Genomic DNA, 17,127 nt, shown 5'->3' with positions numbered 1-17,127 from the left:
CCATGAAGGACGACACCGCACCCATCACCGGCCAGGCGCATCAGGACACCATCCACGACAGCGCCATCAAGCATGTCACCGGCCGCGCTGATTACACCGACGATCTGGTGGAACCCACCGGTACGATCCACGCCTATCTGGGCCTGTCCACCTGCGCGCATGGTCGCATCACTGGGGTGGATTTCACCGATACGCTGGCCCAGCCCGGCGTGCTGGGCGTACTGACCGCAGCCGACCTGCCGGGCGTCAATGACGTCTCGCCCAATGGCAAGAACGACGACCCGATCTTTGCCGAAGGGGTGGTGCATTTCTGGGGCCAGCCGGTCTTTGCTGTCATCGCCGAGACGCGCGATCAGGCGCGGCGCGCGGCACACAAGGCGCGGATCGACTACGACGGGCTGCCCCATGCGCTGGACCCGATCGCTGCGCGGGATGCGGGGATGGGCTATGTGACCGACCCGCTGACGCTGAAGCGCGGCGATGCGGCGGCGGCCATGGCGGACGCGCCGCGCCGGATCACCGGGCGCTTTGCCGTGGGCGGGCAGGATCACTTTTATCTGGAGGGCCAGATCGCCCTGGCCATCCCGGGCGAGGATGACGAGGTCGCGCTGCATGTCTCGACCCAGCACCCGTCCGAGGTGCAGCACATGGTCGCCCATGTCCTGGGCGTGCCCAGCAATGCGGTCGTGGTCAACGTGCGCCGCATGGGCGGGGGGTTCGGCGGGAAAGAGACGCAGATGAACCTGTTCGCCTGCGTCGCCGCCGTGGCCGCGAAGCGCTGGCACCGCGCGGTCAAGATCCGCCCCGACCGCGACGACGACATGACCGCGACCGGCAAGCGGCATGACTTCGTGATCGACTATGCGGTGGGCTTTGACGATGAGGGCCGCATCCGGGCGGTGGAGGGCGATCTCTATGCCCGCTGCGGGTTTTCGGCGGACCTTAGCGGCCCCGTCACGGACCGGGCGCTGTTTCACGCCGACAACGCCTATTTCTATCCCGATGTGCGGGTGTCGTCGCATCCGATGCGCACGAACACGGTCAGCAACACCGCATTCCGCGGCTTTGGCGGGCCGCAGGGCGCGATCATGGCCGAACGCATGGTCGAGGAGATCGGCTATGCCCTGGGCCTGGACCCGCTGGAGGTGCGCAAGCGCAACCTGTATCAGAACGGCCAGCTGACCCCCTATCACCAGGAGGTGCAGGACCAGATCCTGCCGCGCCTGATCGAGGAGCTGGAGCAGACCAGCGACTATCAGGCGCGCAGGCAGGCGGTGCTGGACTGGAACGCGCAGGGCGGTGTGATCCGCAAGGGCATCGCGCTGACGCCCGTGAAGTTCGGCATCAGCTTCACCGCGACCTGGTTCAACCAGGCGGGGGCGCTGATCCATGTCTACTCCGACGGCTCGATCCACCTGAACCATGGCGGGACCGAGATGGGGCAGGGCTTGAACACCAAGGTGGCCCAGGTCGTGGCCGAGGCGTTCCAATGCGACATCAGCCGCATCAAGATCACCAAGACGACGACCGAGAAGGTGCCGAACACCTCGGCCACGGCGGCGTCGTCGGGGACCGACCTGAACGGCATGGCGGCGCTGGACGCGGCCAATCAGATAAAGGCGCGGCTGGTGGCGTTCGTGGCGGACCACTGGAAGGTCGCCGAGGATCAGGTGGCCTTCGTGCCCGGCCATGTGCGGGCGGGCGATGAGATGATCGCCTTCAACCAGGTGATCCGCGCGGCCTATATGGCGCGCATCCAGCTGTCGGCGGCGGGGTTCTACAAGACGCCCAAGATCCATTGGGACCGGACCACGGGGCAGGGGCGGCCGTTCTATTACTTCGCCTATGGGGCGGCGGTGTCCGAGGTGTCGGTGGACACGCTGACCGGCGAATATGTCATCGACCGCACGGACATCCTGCATGACGTGGGCCGCAGCCTGAACCCCGCGCTGGACCGGGGCCAGGTCGAGGGGGCCTTTGTGCAGGGTGCGGGCTGGCTGACCACCGAGGAGCTGTGGTGGGACGACAAGGGCCGGCTGCGGACGCATGCGCCCTCGACCTACAAGGTGCCGCTGGCGTCGGATCGGCCGCGCATCTTCAACGTGGCGCTGGCCGACTGGTCCGAGGCGACCGAGCGCACCATCAAGCGCTCCAAGGCCGTCGGAGAGCCGCCCTTCGTCCTGGGCATCAGCGTGTTCGAGGCGATCAACATGGCCGTGGCATCCATCGCGGGCTATCGCGAACCCGCGCGTCTGGACGCCCCCGCCACGCCCGAACGCGTGCTGATGGCGGTGGAGCGGCTGCGCGGATGATCCGCGTCCGGATCATATCCGCGCGGGGGTCCACCCCGCGCGAGGCGGGGGCCGAGATGATCGTGACCGCCCACGCCACGCAGGGCACCATCGGCGGCGGCCAGCTGGAATACATGGCCATCGACCGCGCTCGGCAGATGCTGGCGCGCGGCGAGGCCGCGGCGCGCATGGACATCCCCCTGGGCCCCGAGATCGGGCAGTGCTGTGGCGGGCGCGTCGTGCTGGCGCTGGACCGGCAGGCGGCGACGCCCGAGGATCGCCCCGACGTGCTGATCTTTGGCGCAGGCCATGTGGGCCGCGCGCTGTCGGCGCTGATGCAGCACCTGCCGGTCAATACCTTGCTGATCGACAGTCGCGCCGATGAGTTGGCCCGCGCCACCGGCCCGACCCTGCTGACGCCGCTGCCCGAGGTGCAGATCCGCGCCGCGCGTCCCGGCAGCGCCGTCATCATCCTGACCCACGACCACGCGCTGGATTTCCTGCTGGCCGCCGAGGCGTTGGCCCGCACGGACCTGTCCTATGTCGGCATGATCGGCAGCGCGACCAAGCGCGCCCAGTTCGGCCGTTTCGCCCGCGACCGGGGGATCGACCCCGCGCCCCTGACCTGTCCCATCGGCGCGGGCTTCAGCCGCGACAAGCGCCCCGAGATCATCGCCGCCTTCACCGCCGCCGAACTGATGGCGTGCCTGACCGCGACCCAGACAAAGAAGACCGCATGCAACAGCTGATCCGGGGCCGCGTCCTCGATTTCCACGCCGATCCCCAGGATACGGACGATAACCACCGTTATTGGGAGAACGGCGCGATCCTGGTCGAGGATGGCCGCATCGTCGCCCTGGGCGATCATGCCGATCTGGCCCGCGAGGGGCTGGCCGAGATCGACCACCGCCCGCATCTGATCCTGCCGGGCTTCATCGACCCGCATCTCCATTTTCCGCAGCTGCAGGTCATCGCCAGCTGGGGCGCGCAGCTGCTGGACTGGCTGAACACCTATACCTTTCCGGCCGAGGCGCAATTCGCCGACCCCGACCACGCCGCGCGCATGGCGGGCCTGTTCCTGGACCAGCTGACCGCGCATGGCACGACGACAGCGGTGGCCTTCTGCTCCAGCCACAAGGCCAGCGCGGAGGCGCTGTTCAGCGCCGCGCATGCGCGCGACATGGCCATGGTCGCGGGCAAGGTGATGATGGACCGCAACGCCATTCCCGCGGTGCAGGACACGCCGCAATCGTCCTATGATGACAGCGCGGCGCTGATCGCGGCATGGCATGGCAGGGGCCGCCAGCTTTATGCGATCACCCCGCGTTTCGCGATCACCTCCAGCCCGGAACAGATGGAGATGGCAGGCGCGCTGGTCCGCGAGAACCCCGGCCTGCATCTGCAGACGCACCTGTCCGAGAACCGGGACGAGATCGACTTTACCTTAAATCTCTATCCCAAGGCACGGGATTATCTGGATATCTATGATCACTATGGTCTGCTGGGGCCGCGTACGCTGTTGGGCCATTCGATCCATCTGGGGCCGCGAGAGATCGACCGCATTGCCGAAACCGACAGCCGCCCGGTCTTCTGCCCGACCTCGAACCTGTTCCTGGGGTCGGGGCTGTTCGATGCGCAGGGGCTGCGCGGGCGGGGCATCACCAGCGGTATCGCGACCGATGTGGGCGGCGGCACCAGCTGGTCGATGCTGACCACCCTGGCCGAGGGCTACAAGATCCTGCAGCTGCAGGGCCAGAAGATGCACCCCCTGACGGCGTTCCACTGGGCTACGCGCGGTAACGCCCTGACCCTGGGCCTTGAGGCCGAGATCGGCACCCTGGCGCCCGGCAGCGCCGCCGATCTGGTGGTGCTGGACCCGCGTGCCACCCCCGCCATGGCCCTGCGTGCGGAACGCGCCGAAACCCTGGCCGAGGAGCTGTTCATCCTGCAGATCATGGGCGACGACCGGGCCGTCGCGCAAACATATGTCGCAGGCCGACCCTGCAAGGAAGGTCCGCGCGGGCTTCAATCCGCCGCAGAACGGGGCTAGAACGGTGCCAAGGGGCCGATCCGTGGCCCGCATCCCATCCTGACCCAAAGGCGCATCCCATGGCCGACGATCTGCTGAACAGCTTTACCACCGGTCCCGACGAGCAGGGCCGTTTCGGCATCTATGGCGGGCGGTTCGTCAGCGAGACGCTGATGCCGCTGATCCTGGAGCTGGAGGCCGAATACGAACGCGCCAAGACCGACCCGGCCTTCTGGGACCAGATGAACGATCTGTGGACCCATTACGTGGGCCGCCCCAGCCCGCTCTATTTCGCGGAGCGCATGACCGAGCATCTGGGCGGCGCCAAGGTCTATATGAAGCGCGACGAGCTGAACCATACCGGCGCGCACAAGATCAACAACGTGCTGGGCCAGATCCTGCTGGCGATCCGCATGGGCAAGACCCGTATCATCGCCGAAACCGGCGCGGGCCAGCACGGCGTGGCCACCGCCACCGTCTGCGCGCGGTTCGGGCTGAAATGCGTGGTCTATATGGGCGCGCATGACGTCGAACGCCAGGCGCCCAACGTGTTCCGCATGCGCCTGCTGGGCGCAGAGGTTGTGCCCGTGACCAGCGGTCGCGGCACGCTGAAGGACGCGATGAACGACGCGCTGCGCGATTGGGTGACCAATGTGCGCGACACCTTCTATTGCATCGGCACGGTGGCGGGGCCGCATCCCTATCCGGCGATGGTGCGCGATTTCCAGTCGATCATCGGCAAGGAGGTCCGCGAACAGATCATGCCGCGCGAAGGCCGCCTGCCCGACACCATCATCGCGGCCATCGGCGGCGGGTCGAACGCGATGGGGCTGTTCTATCCCTTCCTGGACGACAAGGAGGTCCGCATCATCGGCGTCGAGGCCGGGGGCAAGGGTGTGGATGACCGCATGCAGCATTGCGCCAGCCTGTCGGGCGGGCGCGCAGGCGTGCTGCACGGCAACCGCACCTATCTGCTGCAGGACGATGACGGCCAGATCCTGGAGGGCCATTCGATCAGCGCGGGCCTGGATTATCCGGGCATCGGCCCCGAACATGCCTGGCTGAAGGATATGGGCCGCGCCGAATATGTCAGCATCACCGACGATGAGGCGCTTGGCGCGTTCCAGCTGTGCTGCGCGCTGGAGGGGATCATTCCCGCGCTGGAGCCCGCCCACGCCCTGGCCCATGTCATCAAGATCGCGCCCGACCTGCCTGCCGACCATATTATCGTGATGAACATGTGCGGACGCGGCGACAAGGACATCTTTACCGTCGCCAAGCATCTGGGGTTCGACATCAAGACCTGATCAGCGGCTCAGCAGCAGGATGTTCAGGTCCGATTCCAGGACCGGGGCGGGCATCAGGATGCGGGCGGCGTTGCGGCCCGTGACCTCGACCAGGCCTGCCTCGGGGACCAGCTGCGGGCTGGCCGCGGGGTCGGTCTGGGGCGGCAGCGCCTCATAGGGCAGGGGCGTGTCCCCCGCGACATGGCCCGTGCCCAGATAGGTCAGACGGCACCCCACCGGCCCGATCCGGCCGGTCATGCGCTGTGATCCGGTCAGCTTGACCAGGCTGCCATCGGCGTCGATGCGGCACTGGAACGGCTGATAGACCACCAGCGCCAGCCCCCCGCCCAGCTTGAGCATCCGACACGACCAATCGCCGGGCAGGATCGCCGCCGCCTGATCGTCGGACAGGGCCGCGCCCGACAGGCCCGCCACCAGCACGGCGCGATCATCCGCGGACCCCTGGGCCAGCGCGTCGCGCAGGGTGCGGCCCGCGATCGGGTCCAGCTGCGCCAGCCGTGCCACGTCATCGGCGCGGATCACCGCGTCCAGCGACGGCCCCAGGGCCGCAGCCGGTGCCGCGCCCATCAGCAGGGCCGCGATCAGCAGCGCCCTATTGCGCATCGCTTTGCGCATGGCGGCGCAGCAGGTCCAGCGGCACGATGTCCAGCGCCCGCCGATGGGTCGATTCCAGCACCACGACCGGGGCCGCGAATTCCTGCGCGGCCTGCAGAAAGCGGCTGGCGCAGAGGCACCAGCGGTCGCCCGCCTTCAGCCCCGGAAAGCCCCATTCCGGGCGCGGCGTGGTCAGGTCATTGCCCAGATAGCGCGACATGGCCAGGAATTCGTCGGTCAGGATCACGCAGACCGTGTGGCTGCCGCGATCCTCGGGGCCGGTATCGCAGCAGCCGTTGCGATAGAACCCGGTGACCGGTGCGGTCGAGCAGGGCTGCAGCGCGCCACCCAGGACGTTGATCGAAGGCTCCATGCCGGTCTCCTCTTTGGGACAGGTTAGGCGCGGGGGGCCGCCAAGGAAAGGGGGCAGGCGGTCACATCGGGCGCGGCTGCCACAGGATGTGCCTGCCGTGGAAATCCGCGCGCCCAAGCGACCAGTCGCGCCGCGTCCCGTCCCACAGGGTCAGGTCCAGTGCCGCGTCCGGCCCGCCATCGGCCTCCATCCGCAGATGGGCCAGCGGCGCGTCGGGGGTGGCAGTGCTGCCCGCATGCGCCAGCGCCTCGGCGCAGGCGGTCCGGGTGGCGGGCGGGAAATACTGGGCGACGATGGTATGATAGACCAGCGTCAGCCGCCCCGGCGCGGGCGCGGCCAGCCGGTCCGCCAGCCATTGCCCCGCATCGCCCTGGTCGACCGGCACCGGATGCCGCCGCGCCAGATCCAGCGCGGCGCTCAGCCGCGCCAGGCGGTCGTCCTGATCGGCGCAGCAATAGGCCATCAGCCGCAGCCCGTCGCGATCGGGGTCCAGCGGGTTCAGATCGACGCCCCGCCGGCTGGCCACCACAAAGGCGGATTGCGGCACGGGACCGGACCATTCCGGCGTCAGCACCACGCCGCCCGGCCCCGCCCCCAGGTGAAAGCGGTCGAAGTTGAGGTTCAGCCCGGCCGAGGCGCCCAGCTCCAGCAGCCGCAGGGGCCGGGGTGACAGGGCCGCCAGGTGGCGCGCCGCGCCGATCAGGGCGGCCGCGCGGGCGACTTCGTTGGTCTGGGGCGGGCTTTCCAGCCAGTCCAGCACCGTGTCGGCATGCTGCAGCAGGGTCGCGCGCAGCAGCGCGGGCATGACGTGACGCGCCCGATAGGCCGCCGCCAGCGCGGGCGCGGCATCGGTCAGCACCAGCGCATGCAGCGCCCCGCACAGCCGCAAGGGCAGCGAATCCGCCCGGTTCGACGGATCGCCCGGCCAGTCGCGGACGCGGGCGCCCACCGGGCCATCCAACGCCTCGGGCAGCATGCGGCACAGTGCCGCCGTCAGCGGAGAGCCTAACGCCGCGCAGGCCTGCGCCTGACGGGCGAAGGCTTGGGTCACCGCGCTCACCGAAAGCGGTCGGTCAGGGCGCGCAGCCGGTCGGCCAGCGTGTCGGGGCGGGCGGCGGGTTCGGGCGTCGGCGCGGCAGGTTTCGGGGCGGGCTTGGGCTTGGGCGCCTCGCTGCCGCTGTTGCGCGCCCGCCGCCAGCGCCACCGCCCCGTCCGAGATGCCGCGCAGCAGGTCGTCCAGCCAGTCCTGTTCGGCCTTGGCGAAATCCGACAGCACGTATCCCGCCACGCGATCCTTGTGGCCGGGATGCCCGATGCCCAGCCTGACGCGCCCGTATTCCGCCCCGATATGCTGGTGCATCGAACGCAACCCGTTATGTCCCGCATGCCCGCCGCCCTGCTTGACGCGGGCCTTGCCGGGGGCCAGGTCCAGCTCGTCATGCAGCACGATCACGTCCTGGGGGGTCAGCTTCAGATAGCGCATCGCCTCGCCCACGGACTGCCCCGACAGGTTCATGAATGTCTGCGGCTTGAGCAGGGCGACGCGCGTCGCCCCCAGCTGCCCCTCCGCCGTCTGCCCCTGAAACCGCGTCCGCCAGGGGCCGAATCCGTGGTCGGCGGCGATCCGGTCCAGCGCCATGAAGCCAATGTTGTGACGATTGGACGCATATTTTGCGCCGGGATTGCCCAAGCCCACGATCAGCTTCATCGCTGCCTCCTGTCCGGTCGCGCGAGGGGGCGCGCGGGTCGATTTTCGTTCCATCCCTTGCGGCTGTCCTTGCCCGTTACTAAGACTCTGTCAACCTTTCGCGGCTAAGACAGGGATTCAGGCCCGGACGAATCGCGGGGACAGGGACGTAACGGCAAGGACAGACGATGAGCGATCCGGCAGAATTCTACATGAACACCCTTGTTCCCATGGTGGTCGAACAGACCTCTCGCGGGGAACGGGCCTATGACATCTTCTCGCGGCTGCTCAAGGAACGGATCATCTTCGTTTCGGGACCGGTCCATGACGGCATGTCCACGCTGATCTGCGCGCAGCTGCTGTTCCTGGAGGCGGAGAACCCGTCCAAGGATATCAGCATGTATATCAACAGCCCCGGCGGTGTCGTGACCTCCGGCCTGTCGATCTATGACACGATGCAGTACATAAAGCCGCGGGTCTCGACGCTGGTGGTGGGGCAGGCGGCCTCGATGGGCTCGCTGCTGCTGGCCGCGGGCGAACCCGGCCTGCGCTATTCGCTGCCCAACAGCCGCGTGATGGTGCACCAGCCCTCGGGCGGGTATCAGGGCCAGGCCACCGACATCCTGATCCATGCGCGCGAGACCGAGAAGCTCAAGCGGCGCCTGAACGAGATCTATGTCCACCACACCGGCAAGTCGCTGTCCGAGGTCGAGGAGGCGCTGGAGCGTGACCGCTTCATGACCGCCGAGGATGCCAAGGAGTGGGGCCTGATCGACGAGGTTCTGGCCCCGCGCGGCAAGGCCGTGCCGGAGAAGAAATAGGCCTCCGGGGGATTGTGACGGGCCGGGCTGGCCCGTAACATGGTGCGAATGACCTGCGGCGGCCGATCCGGCGCAGGGGAACCGAAGATGCGGCGTGCGGGACAGCCCCGCCGTCGCCCGCGACGCGGCCTTGCGTGGCGGTAGTTTAGGAAATGGACGATGGCGAACCAGTCCGGCGGCGACAGCAAGAACACGCTCTATTGCAGCTTCTGCGGCAAGAGCCAGCACGAGGTCCGCAAGCTGATCGCGGGACCGACCGTGTTCATCTGCGATGAATGCGTCGAGCTGTGCATGGACATCATCCGCGAGGAGACCAAGACCAGCGGCCTGAAATCCGGCGACGGTGTGCCCACTCCGCGCGAAATCTGCGGCGTGCTGGACGATTACGTGATCGGTCAGGAACATGCCAAGCGTGTGCTGTCCGTGGCGGTCCACAACCACTACAAGCGTCTGAACCACGGTTCCAAGACCGACATCGAGCTGGCCAAGTCGAACATCCTGCTGATCGGCCCGACCGGCTGCGGCAAGACGCTGCTGGCCCAGACCCTGGCGCGGATCCTGGACGTGCCCTTCACGATGGCAGATGCGACCACGCTGACCGAGGCGGGCTATGTCGGCGAGGATGTGGAGAACATCATCCTCAAGCTGCTGCAGTCGTCGGAATACAACGTCGAGCGCGCGCAGCGCGGCATCGTTTATATCGACGAGGTCGACAAGATCACGCGCAAGTCCGACAACCCCTCGATCACCCGCGACGTGTCGGGCGAGGGCGTGCAGCAGGCCCTGCTCAAGATCATGGAGGGGACCGTGGCTTCGGTTCCCCCGCAGGGCGGCCGCAAGCATCCCCAGCAGGAGTTCCTGCAGGTCGACACCACGAACATCCTGTTCATCTGTGGCGGCGCCTTTGCGGGCCTGGACCGCATCATCGCGCAGCGCAACAAGGGCACCGCGATGGGCTTTGGAGCCTCCGTCAAGGAGGCGGGCGACCAAGGCGTGGGTGAGCTGTTCAAGGAGTTGGAGCCGGAAGACCTGCTGAAATTCGGCCTGATCCCGGAATTCGTCGGCCGCCTGCCGGTCATCGCGACCCTGACCGACCTGGACGAGGAAGCGCTGATCATCATCCTAACCAAGCCCAAGAACGCCCTGGTCAAGCAGTATCAGCGCCTGTTCGACCTCGAGGGGGTGCAGCTGACCTTCACCGAGGACGCGCTGACCGCGATCGCCAAGCGCGCCATCAAGCGCAAGACCGGTGCCCGCGGCCTGCGGTCGATCATGGAGGAGATCCTGCTGGACACCATGTTCGAACTGCCCGGTCTGGACAGCGTGCAGGAGGTGGTCGTCAACGACGAGGCCGTCGAGAACCCCTCGGCCAAGCCGCTGCTGATCCATGTCGATCCCAAGAAGGAAACGGCCTCGGCCGGATAAGCTTCGACGGTCCGCGCAAGGCTGGACCTTGCGCGGGTTCTGGGGCATATCCCATGGAAATCCGATTGCTCGAGGGTGCCAACCATGTCGTTCCTGCTGCGCTTTCTGACCTGGTGGAACAGCCAGACGCTCAACACCCAGTTCTGGACCTGGCGCAATGGCGTGAAGGTCGGCGAGGATGCGGTCGGCAACATCTTCTACAAGACGGCCGACGGCAAGCGGCGTTGGGTGATCTACAAGGCCGAAGCCGAGGCCAGCCAGATCAGCCCGGAATGGCATGGCTGGTTGCACCACACCTGGAACGAGGCTCCGACCGAACTGGCCGTGCCGCACCGGGAGTGGGAGCAGCCCCATCAGCCGAACCTGACCGGCACGCCGGGCGCCTATGTGCCTGCGGGCTCGCTTTATCGGGTGCAGCCTGCGGTGCGCAGCGACTATGACGCGTGGCGCCCGGAATAAGATGGCGCACGGCACAGCCCCGCGCACCGAGGCGACGGCGGAACTGATCGCGGGCGGCGTCGTGCTGCTGGTCGCCGCAGGCTTCCTGGCATGGGCCGCGCAGGATCGGTGGCCGCGTGCGTCGGGCTATCAGGTCACCGCGTCCTTTCCCGATGTCGATGGAGTCGCGGTCGGCACCGAAGTGCGTCTGGCCGGTGTGCGCATCGGTCGCGTCAGCGAGATCCGCCTCAATCCCCAGACGTATCTGGCCGATGCCGTCCTGACCATCCCGCAGGACATTGTCCTGCCCACCGACAGCGCCGCGCTGATCCAGTCGGACGGTCTGCTGGGCGGCGCCTATATCCAGCTGCAGCCGGGCGGCAGCCCCGACAACCTGGCCCCCGGCGATGAGATCGAGGATGTCCAGGGCGCCGTCAGTCTTCTGCAGCTGATGCTGAAATTCGTCGACAGCCAAGCGGCAGGGGACGCACCGTGATCCGTCTGGCGATGTGCCTGATGCTGGCCGCCACGCCTGCCCTGTCGCAGGAAACCATGCGGGCTTCGGGGGCGATGCTGCGGGGCTTGGACAAGGTGTCCGGGCGGACCACCGACCTTCCGCTGCAGGTCGGAGAGGCCGTCCGCTATGGCCGGTTGGAGATCAGGCTGGGGGAATGCCGCTATCCCTCGGGCGATCCCAGCTCGGATGCCTTTGCGCAGGTGGCCATCACCGACCTACGCCAGAACGCCTCGGTCTTCAGCGGGTGGATGATCGCCAGTTCGCCGGCGCTGTCGGCGATGGACGATGCGCGCTATGATGTCTGGGTCATGAGCTGCCAGGACTGAGACCCGACGTCACGGCAGCCGCAGACAGCAGGGGTTGCGCGCGAAAGTTGGCCTGACGCCGCAGAGCGGCGGCCAGGCGGCTGCGATAGGCGGCGCGCGGTATCTCGACCCCTCCCATCCGGGCCAGATGCGGCGTCAGGAATTGTGTGTCGAAGAGGGCAAAGCCACAGCGCTGCAGATGGCTGGAGGTCCAGAGCAGTGCCATCCGCGACCCATTCTCTTGCGCGGACATCATTGATTCGCCGAAAAATGCGCCGCCGATGGTGATGCCGAAGATGCAGCCGGCGAACAGCCCGTCGCGGCGCACCTCGATCGCGTGGGCGTGCCCGGCATCATGCAGCTGGCGATAGAGTGCCGCCAGGGGCGCGTTGATCCAGGTCGTGTCGCGATCCGCGCAGGCGGCCACGGCGGCGTCGAAATCGCCGTCCAGATGGGCCGACCAGCCGCCCCGCCGCAGATCGCGGCGCAGCGACCGCGCCGCATGGACCCCGCCCACCGGAATGATCCCCCGCATTGGGGGATCGAACCAGTAGAGGCGGTCGTCATCCGCGCTTTCGGCCATGGGAAACACGCCGCGCGCATAGCCGGTCAGCAGTTGCGCGGGCGTGATCATCGGGCCTTACGCGTAGTGCTGCGCCAGCCAGCGCTCCAGCCAGTGGATCGAGTAGTTCCCCGACTGGATGTCCGGCTCGGCCAACAAGTCGCGGAACAGCGGCACGGTCGTGTCGACGCCATCCACGATCAGTTCGCCCAAGGCGCGCGACAGGCGGGCCAGCGCCTCGTCGCGGTCGCGGCCGTGCACGATCAGCTTGCCGATCAGGCTGTCGTAATAGGGCGGGATCGAATAGCCCTGATACAGCGCCGAATCCATCCGCACGCCCAGACCGCCCGGAGCGTGATACTGGGTGATCTTGCCCGGGCAGGGCGAAAAGCCCGGCACCTTTTCGGCGTTGATCCGCACCTCGATGGAATGGCCGTTGATCACCAGATCCTCCTGGTGGAACTCCATCGGCAGGCCTGCGGCGACGCGGATCTGCTGGCGGACCAGATCGACGCCAAAGATGGCCTCGGTCACCGGATGTTCCACCTGCAGGCGGGTGTTCATCTCGATGAAGTAGAACTCGCCATCCTCGAACAGGAACTCGATCGTGCCGGCGCCGGAATAGCCGATCTTGGCCACCGCGTCGGCGCAGACCTTGCCGATGCGGTCGCGCTGTTCCTGGGTGATGGCGGGGCCGGGGGCCTCCTCCAGCACCTTCTGGTGGCGGCGCTGCAGCGAACAGTCGCGCTCGCCCAGATGGACGGCGCGGCCCTTGCCGTCGCCAAAGACCTGGATCTCGATATGGCGCGGGCGCTGCAGGTATTTCTCGATATAGACGTCGGGATTGCCGAAGGCGGCCTTGGCCTCGGACCGCGCGGTGCGGAAGGCGACCTCGAGGCCCGCCTCGTTTTCGGCGACCTTCATGCCGCGGCCGCCGCCGCCTGCCGTGGCCTTGATGATGACCGGATAGCCGATCTGGGCCGCGACCTGCTTGGCCTCGTCCACGTCGTTCACGCCGCCTTCGCTGCCGGGCACGCAGGGGACGCCCAGGGCCTTCATCGTGTCCTTGGCGGTGATCTTGTCGCCCATGATGCGGATATGTTCCGCGCGCGGGCCGATGAAGGTGATGTCGTGATCTTCCAGCATCTGCACGAAGCCGGCATTTTCCGACAGAAAGCCATAGCCCGGATGGATCGCCTGCGCGCCCGTGATCTCGCAGGCCGAGATCAGCGCGGGCATCGACAGATAGCTTTGCGCCGAGGAGGGCGGCCCGATGCAGACCGATTCGTCGGCCATGCGGACATGCATCGCATCGGCATCGGCGGTCGAATGGACCGCGACCGATGCGATGCCCATCTCGCGGCAGGCGCGGATCACGCGCAGCGCGATCTCGCCCCGGTTGGCGATGAGGATCTTGTCGAACATGCGCGTCACTCGACGATCATCAGGGGCGTGCCGAACTCGACCGGGGTGCCGTCGTCGATCAGGATGCGGCGCACCGTGCCCGCGCGGGGGGCGGGGATGTGGTTCATCGTCTTCATCGCTTCGACGATCATCAGCGTGTCGCCCTCGGCCACCGTCTGGCCCACGGTGATGAAGGGCGCGGCGCCCGGTTCGGCCGACAGATAGGCCGTGCCCACCATCGGAGAGGTCACGGCACCGGGCAGCGTGGCCGGGTCGGCGCTGGCTGCGGCGGGTGCCGCCGCCGGAGCGGAGGTTCCCGCCGGGGCGGGGGCTGCGGCGGCGGGGGCGGCTGCGGCCTGGGCATAGACGACCTGCTTGCCCTGCTTGGTCAGGCTGACCGTCAGGCGGTCATGTTCGCCGTATTCCCGCTTGACCTGAATCTCGTTCAGCTCGCTGGAATTGAGCAGCTCGGCCAGCGAGCGGATGAAGGCCACATCGCCCTCGTGATGCTTGTCGTGGTGGGAATCGTTGCTCATGCCATCCTCTGCCATGTTCTGTTCGGGCCGCGTCCAGGCGCGGCGATTGCGGGGCTTATAGCCCTTGTGCCTGCCCAAGGGGAAGGGTCAGGGCGCGATGCGTGGCGAATTGCGCCATCCGCCGCCTGAAATCAGCCCTTTGGGCGCGCGGCCTTTTCGGTCAGCCCCGAGACCCCGTCGCGCCGCGCCAGCTCGGCCTCGACATCGGCCAGGGTGATGTCGCGGGCGGCCAGCATGACCAGCAGGTGGAACATCACGTCCGCGGCCTCCGAGGTCAGCCGGTCGCGGTCGCCCTTGACGGCCTCGATGATCGCCTCGATGGCCTCCTCGCCGAATTTCTCGGCGCATTTCTCGGGGCCCTTGGCCAGCAGTTTCGCGGTCCAGCTGCTGTCCGGATCGGCGGTCTTGCGGGACTGGATCGTGGCCGAGAGGCGCTGAAGCGGGGTCATGTCAGCCTCATGGGGATGCCGGCCGCCGCCATATGGGCCTTGGCCTCGGCGATGGTGTGGGTGCCGAAATGGAAGATGCTGGCGGCCAGGACGGCGCTGGCATGGCCCTCGGTCACGCCCTCGACCAGATGGTCCAGCGTGCCGACGCCGCCCGATGCGATGACCGGCACGTTCACTGCATCGGCGATGGCCCGCGTCAGCGGCAGGTTGAAGCCCGACCGCGTGCCGTCCCGGTCCATCGAGGTCAGCAGGATTTCCCCCGCGCCCTTGGCCTCGACCAGGCGGGCGAATTCGACGGCGTCGATGCCGGTGGGCTTCCTGCCGCCATGGGTGAAGATCTCCCACCGGCCGTCGGCCACGGTCTTGGCGTCGATGGCCACGACGATGCACTGGCTGCCGAAGCGGTCGGCGGCGGCGGCGACCACGTCCGGGTCGGCCACGGCGGCGGAATTGAAGCTGACCTTGTCGGCCCCCGCCAGCAGCAGGGCGCGCACGTCCTCATGCGTGCGCACGCCGCCGCCGACCGTCAGCGGCACAAAGCACTGTTCCGCCGTGCGGGTCACCAGATCGAACATGGTGCCGCGGTTTTCATGCGTGGCGTGGATGTCCAGGAAACAGATCTCGTCGGCGCCGGCGGCGTCATAGGCGCGGGCGGCCTCGACCGGGTCGCCGGCATCGCGCAGATCGACGAAATTCACGCCCTTGACGACCCGGCCATCGGCCACGTCCAGGCAGGGGATGATCCGGGTCTTGAGCATCGGGCGGGCCTTTATGTGGTTCGGTGCCGGTTCTAGCGCAGCGCGGGCCTTTGGGCCAGAGGGGGGGCGCTGCCCCCCGCCGCGTGCCGCGGCCCCCCCGGGATATTTTCGGTGAAGAAGAAGGGTCAGGCGAGGCTTTGGAGCGCCTGCTTCAGGTCGATGGCGCCGTCATAGAGCGCGCGGCCCGAGATGGCCCCGGCGATGACGCCGGTCTGCGCCAGCGCCGTCAGGTCGGCCAGAGAGGAGACGCCGCCCGAGGCGATGACCGGGATGGTGACGGCGCGGGCCAGCGCCTCGGTCGCGGCGATGTTGGGGCCGCCCATCGCGCCGTCGCGGTCGATGTCGGTATAGATGATGGCGGCCACGCCCGCGTCCTGGAAGCGGCGCGCCAGGTCGGTGGCATCGATGTCGGTCTCGGTCGCCCAACCGCGGGTGGCGACGCGGCCCGCCCGCGCGTCGATGCCCACCGCGATGCGCCCCGGAAAGGCGGCGGCGGCTTGGTGGACCAGGTCGGGGTCCTCGACCGCGACGGTGCCCAGGATGACGCGGGACAGGCCGCGGTCCAGCCAGGCCTCGATGGTGGCCATGTCGCGGATGCCGCCGCCCAGCTGGGTGGGGATCGAGGTCGCGGCCAGGATCGCCTCGACCGCGGCGGCATTCACCGGCTTGCCCGCAAAGGCGCCGTTCAGGTCGACCAGGTGCAGCCATTCGGCGCCCGCATCCTGGAAGGCGCGGGCCTGGGCCGCCGGATCGGTGCCGAAGACGGTCGCGGCCTCCATGTCGCCGCGCAGCAGGCGCACGCAATTGCCGTCTTTCAGGTCGATGGCGGGATAGAGGATCATGGCGGCAGGCTCCGGCGGGTTGGGTCGCGCCCCCTTTGCCACGGGGCGGGTCCGATCGGCAAGAGGCGGACCTGACGTCATGCTTGCCCGGACGGGGGCGGCGCGCGCACTCTGAGGCCATCCTGAGGAGGAGGATTTCATGCGTCCATTCATTCTGGCGGCCGGGCTGATGCTGGCGGCGGGGGCGGCGTTTGCCGACCCGATCGAGGGGGTCTGGCAGACCCAGCCCGACGAGGGCGCCTTTGCCCATGTCACCGTCGCCCCCTGCGGCGGCGCGTTCTGCGGCACCATCACCCGCACCTTCCGCGATGGGGCAGAATACCAGTCGCCCAATCTGGGTCGCCAGATCGTCATCGACATGGCGCCTCAGGGCGGCGGCAACTATGCGGGCCGCGTCTGGCGCCCGTCCAACGACCGCGTCTATGCGGGCAAGGCCGCCGTTTCGGGCGACCGGATGAGCCTGTCGGGCTGCATCGCGGGCGGGTTGCTGTGCAGCAGTCAGACCTGGGCCAAGGTCCGCTAGCGGCTCCGTGACCGGGGGCGGGCGAAACGCACCGCCCCCGGCTCGTTTTCCTGCCACCAAGGCTGAAGGAGGACAGCAGATGCCCATGATAACCGCCAGGGATCGCACACAACTTAACGTCAAGGACTGGGGGCAGGGCCGCCCGGTCGTGCTGATCCATTGATGGCCGCTCTCCGCCGAGGCTGTCATCTAATCGCATGTCGTTCTGCAAGGTCTTTCTTGGCGATGGGACATCGTTTGCCGGGAGCAGTGTCATCTTCGCGGTC

The 17,127-nt window shown here is 67.9% G+C and carries 18 protein-coding genes and 2 pseudogenes; 10 read left to right on the top strand and 10 right to left on the bottom strand.

Annotated features, from left to right (window positions below; all coding sequences use genetic code 11):
* The first annotated feature begins 2 nt into the window (after positions 1–2).
* The 4 genes from xdhB to trpB are packed head-to-tail and all read left to right on the top strand — an operon-like array spanning position 3 to position 5,627.
* Positions 3–2,312, top strand: a complete 2,310-nt coding sequence (gene xdhB / locus ABS73_RS10120; protein WP_277018399.1) for a xanthine dehydrogenase molybdopterin binding subunit — start codon at positions 3–5, stop codon at positions 2,310–2,312.
* Positions 2,309–3,040, top strand: a complete 732-nt coding sequence (gene xdhC / locus ABS73_RS10115) for a xanthine dehydrogenase accessory protein XdhC (protein WP_277018396.1) — start codon at positions 2,309–2,311, stop codon at positions 3,038–3,040. The genes xdhB and xdhC overlap by 4 nt, the downstream gene beginning before the upstream one ends.
* Positions 3,028–4,341 carry a guanine deaminase gene (gene guaD, locus ABS73_RS10110; protein ID WP_277018394.1) on the top strand — a complete coding sequence of 438 codons (1,314 nt, stop codon included), beginning with the start codon at positions 3,028–3,030 and terminating at the stop codon, positions 4,339–4,341. Before xdhC ends, guaD begins: the two co-directional genes overlap by 13 nt.
* A 59-nt stretch (positions 4,342–4,400) precedes the next feature.
* On the top strand, positions 4,401–5,627 hold the full coding sequence (trpB, locus tag ABS73_RS10105; protein WP_136856842.1) for a tryptophan synthase subunit beta: 1,227 nt from the start codon (positions 4,401–4,403) through the stop codon (positions 5,625–5,627).
* Here the strand turns inward: trpB and ABS73_RS10100 are convergent, their stop codons facing one another.
* The 4 genes and pseudogenes from ABS73_RS10100 to pth all read right to left on the bottom strand — a co-directional run bounded on the left by ABS73_RS10100 (position 5,628) and on the right by pth (position 8,302).
* Positions 5,628–6,242, bottom strand: coding sequence for a DUF4893 domain-containing protein (locus tag ABS73_RS10100; protein ID WP_286693447.1), 615 nt, complete (start codon positions 6,240–6,242; stop codon positions 5,628–5,630).
* Positions 6,220–6,594, bottom strand: coding sequence for a DUF2237 family protein (locus ABS73_RS10095; protein ID WP_277018390.1), 375 nt, complete (start codon positions 6,592–6,594; stop codon positions 6,220–6,222). The genes ABS73_RS10100 and ABS73_RS10095 overlap by 23 nt, the downstream gene beginning before the upstream one ends.
* Before the next feature lie 61 nt (positions 6,595–6,655).
* A pseudogene (locus tag ABS73_RS10090) lies at positions 6,656–7,627 on the bottom strand (DUF2332 domain-containing protein); the annotation flags it as partial.
* Between the two features lie 23 nt (positions 7,628–7,650).
* A pseudogene (gene pth / locus ABS73_RS10085) lies at positions 7,651–8,302 on the bottom strand (aminoacyl-tRNA hydrolase).
* A 167-nt stretch (positions 8,303–8,469) separates the two neighbouring features.
* On the opposite strand from pth, the gene ABS73_RS10080 reads away from it, so the two are divergent.
* The 5 genes from ABS73_RS10080 (at position 8,470) to ABS73_RS10060 (ending at position 11,808) form a co-directional block, all read left to right on the top strand.
* Entirely contained in the window at positions 8,470–9,102 is a 633-nt protein-coding gene (locus ABS73_RS10080) for an ATP-dependent Clp protease proteolytic subunit (RefSeq protein ID WP_277018385.1), read from the top strand.
* A gap of 159 nt (positions 9,103–9,261) precedes the next feature.
* Positions 9,262–10,527, top strand: a complete 1,266-nt coding sequence (gene clpX / locus ABS73_RS10075) for an ATP-dependent Clp protease ATP-binding subunit ClpX (RefSeq protein ID WP_136856848.1) — start codon at positions 9,262–9,264, stop codon at positions 10,525–10,527.
* A gap of 84 nt (positions 10,528–10,611) precedes the next feature.
* A complete protein-coding gene (locus ABS73_RS10070) occupies positions 10,612–10,986 on the top strand; it encodes an NADH:ubiquinone oxidoreductase subunit NDUFA12 (RefSeq protein ID WP_277022730.1) in 375 nt (124 codons plus the stop codon).
* Position 10,987: 1 nt separating this feature from the next.
* Positions 10,988–11,461, top strand: coding sequence for an outer membrane lipid asymmetry maintenance protein MlaD (gene mlaD / locus ABS73_RS10065; RefSeq protein ID WP_277022733.1), 474 nt, complete (start codon positions 10,988–10,990; stop codon positions 11,459–11,461).
* A complete protein-coding gene (locus ABS73_RS10060; protein WP_277022736.1) occupies positions 11,458–11,808 on the top strand; it encodes a DUF2155 domain-containing protein in 351 nt (116 codons plus the stop codon). Before mlaD ends, ABS73_RS10060 begins: the two co-directional genes overlap by 4 nt.
* Here the strand turns inward: ABS73_RS10060 and aat are convergent.
* The 6 genes from aat to hisA form a co-directional block, all read right to left on the bottom strand.
* Positions 11,789–12,421, bottom strand: coding sequence for a leucyl/phenylalanyl-tRNA--protein transferase (gene aat, locus ABS73_RS10055; protein ID WP_277022739.1), 633 nt, complete (start codon positions 12,419–12,421; stop codon positions 11,789–11,791). The two genes, ABS73_RS10060 and aat, sit on opposite strands and share 20 nt — an antisense overlap.
* A gap of 6 nt (positions 12,422–12,427) precedes the next feature.
* Complete coding sequence (accC, locus tag ABS73_RS10050; protein WP_277022742.1) at positions 12,428–13,774, bottom strand: acetyl-CoA carboxylase biotin carboxylase subunit; 1,347 nt, start codon at positions 13,772–13,774, stop codon at positions 12,428–12,430.
* Positions 13,775–13,779: 5 nt separating this feature from the next.
* On the bottom strand, positions 13,780–14,289 hold the full coding sequence (gene accB / locus ABS73_RS10045) for an acetyl-CoA carboxylase biotin carboxyl carrier protein (protein ID WP_277022745.1): 510 nt from the start codon (positions 14,287–14,289) through the stop codon (positions 13,780–13,782).
* Between the two features lie 131 nt (positions 14,290–14,420).
* Positions 14,421–14,738 carry a phosphoribosyl-ATP diphosphatase gene (locus ABS73_RS10040; RefSeq protein ID WP_136856854.1) on the bottom strand — a complete coding sequence of 106 codons (318 nt, stop codon included), beginning with the start codon at positions 14,736–14,738 and terminating at the stop codon, positions 14,421–14,423.
* On the bottom strand, positions 14,735–15,496 hold the full coding sequence (gene hisF / locus ABS73_RS10035) for an imidazole glycerol phosphate synthase subunit HisF (RefSeq protein WP_277022748.1): 762 nt from the start codon (positions 15,494–15,496) through the stop codon (positions 14,735–14,737). The genes ABS73_RS10040 and hisF overlap by 4 nt, the downstream gene beginning before the upstream one ends.
* 125 nt (positions 15,497–15,621) lie before the next feature.
* The gene (gene hisA / locus ABS73_RS10030) at positions 15,622–16,338 is read right to left on the bottom strand and encodes a 1-(5-phosphoribosyl)-5-[(5-phosphoribosylamino)methylideneamino]imidazole-4-carboxamide isomerase (protein ID WP_277022751.1); all 717 of its coding nucleotides are present in this window, start codon (positions 16,336–16,338) and stop codon (positions 15,622–15,624) included.
* 139 nt (positions 16,339–16,477) lie between these two features.
* Here hisA and ABS73_RS10025 point away from each other — a divergent pair, with 139 nt between their 5' ends.
* Entirely contained in the window at positions 16,478–16,861 is a 384-nt protein-coding gene (locus ABS73_RS10025; protein WP_277022754.1) for a DUF2147 domain-containing protein, read from the top strand.
* The last annotated feature ends 266 nt before the right edge of the window (positions 16,862–17,127 follow it).

The sequence above is a fragment of the Paracoccus sp. SCN 68-21 genome, from assembly GCF_001724535.1.
GTDB classification, from domain to species: Bacteria; Pseudomonadota; Alphaproteobacteria; order Rhodobacterales; family Rhodobacteraceae; genus Paracoccus; species Paracoccus hibiscisoli.
The sequence above is the reverse complement of the archived record's forward strand: the minus strand, read 5'-3'. Positions and strand labels throughout refer to the sequence as shown.

Bases quoted from the DNA above. Each gene is read 5' to 3' on its own strand.
- xdhB (WP_277018399.1), top strand. From the start codon at position 3: ATGAAGGACGACACCGCACCCATCACCGGCCAGGCGCATCAGGACACC.
- xdhC (WP_277018396.1), top strand. From the start codon at position 2,309: ATGATCCGCGTCCGGATCATATCCGCGCGGGGGTCCACCCCGCGCGAG.
- guaD (WP_277018394.1), top strand. From the start codon at position 3,028: ATGCAACAGCTGATCCGGGGCCGCGTCCTCGATTTCCACGCCGATCCC.
- trpB (WP_136856842.1), top strand. From the start codon at position 4,401: ATGGCCGACGATCTGCTGAACAGCTTTACCACCGGTCCCGACGAGCAG.
- ABS73_RS10100 (WP_286693447.1), bottom strand. From the start codon at position 6,242: ATGCGCAAAGCGATGCGCAATAGGGCGCTGCTGATCGCGGCCCTGCTG.
- ABS73_RS10095 (WP_277018390.1), bottom strand. From the start codon at position 6,594: ATGGAGCCTTCGATCAACGTCCTGGGTGGCGCGCTGCAGCCCTGCTCG.
- ABS73_RS10080 (WP_277018385.1), top strand. From the start codon at position 8,470: ATGAGCGATCCGGCAGAATTCTACATGAACACCCTTGTTCCCATGGTG.
- clpX (WP_136856848.1), top strand. From the start codon at position 9,262: ATGGCGAACCAGTCCGGCGGCGACAGCAAGAACACGCTCTATTGCAGC.
- ABS73_RS10070 (WP_277022730.1), top strand. From the start codon at position 10,612: ATGTCGTTCCTGCTGCGCTTTCTGACCTGGTGGAACAGCCAGACGCTC.
- mlaD (WP_277022733.1), top strand. From the start codon at position 10,988: ATGGCGCACGGCACAGCCCCGCGCACCGAGGCGACGGCGGAACTGATC.
- aat (WP_277022739.1), bottom strand. From the start codon at position 12,421: ATGATCACGCCCGCGCAACTGCTGACCGGCTATGCGCGCGGCGTGTTT.
- accC (WP_277022742.1), bottom strand. From the start codon at position 13,774: ATGTTCGACAAGATCCTCATCGCCAACCGGGGCGAGATCGCGCTGCGC.
- accB (WP_277022745.1), bottom strand. From the start codon at position 14,289: ATGAGCAACGATTCCCACCACGACAAGCATCACGAGGGCGATGTGGCC.
- ABS73_RS10040 (WP_136856854.1), bottom strand. From the start codon at position 14,738: ATGACCCCGCTTCAGCGCCTCTCGGCCACGATCCAGTCCCGCAAGACC.
- hisF (WP_277022748.1), bottom strand. From the start codon at position 15,496: ATGCTCAAGACCCGGATCATCCCCTGCCTGGACGTGGCCGATGGCCGG.
- hisA (WP_277022751.1), bottom strand. From the start codon at position 16,338: ATGATCCTCTATCCCGCCATCGACCTGAAAGACGGCAATTGCGTGCGC.
- ABS73_RS10025 (WP_277022754.1), top strand. From the start codon at position 16,478: ATGCGTCCATTCATTCTGGCGGCCGGGCTGATGCTGGCGGCGGGGGCG.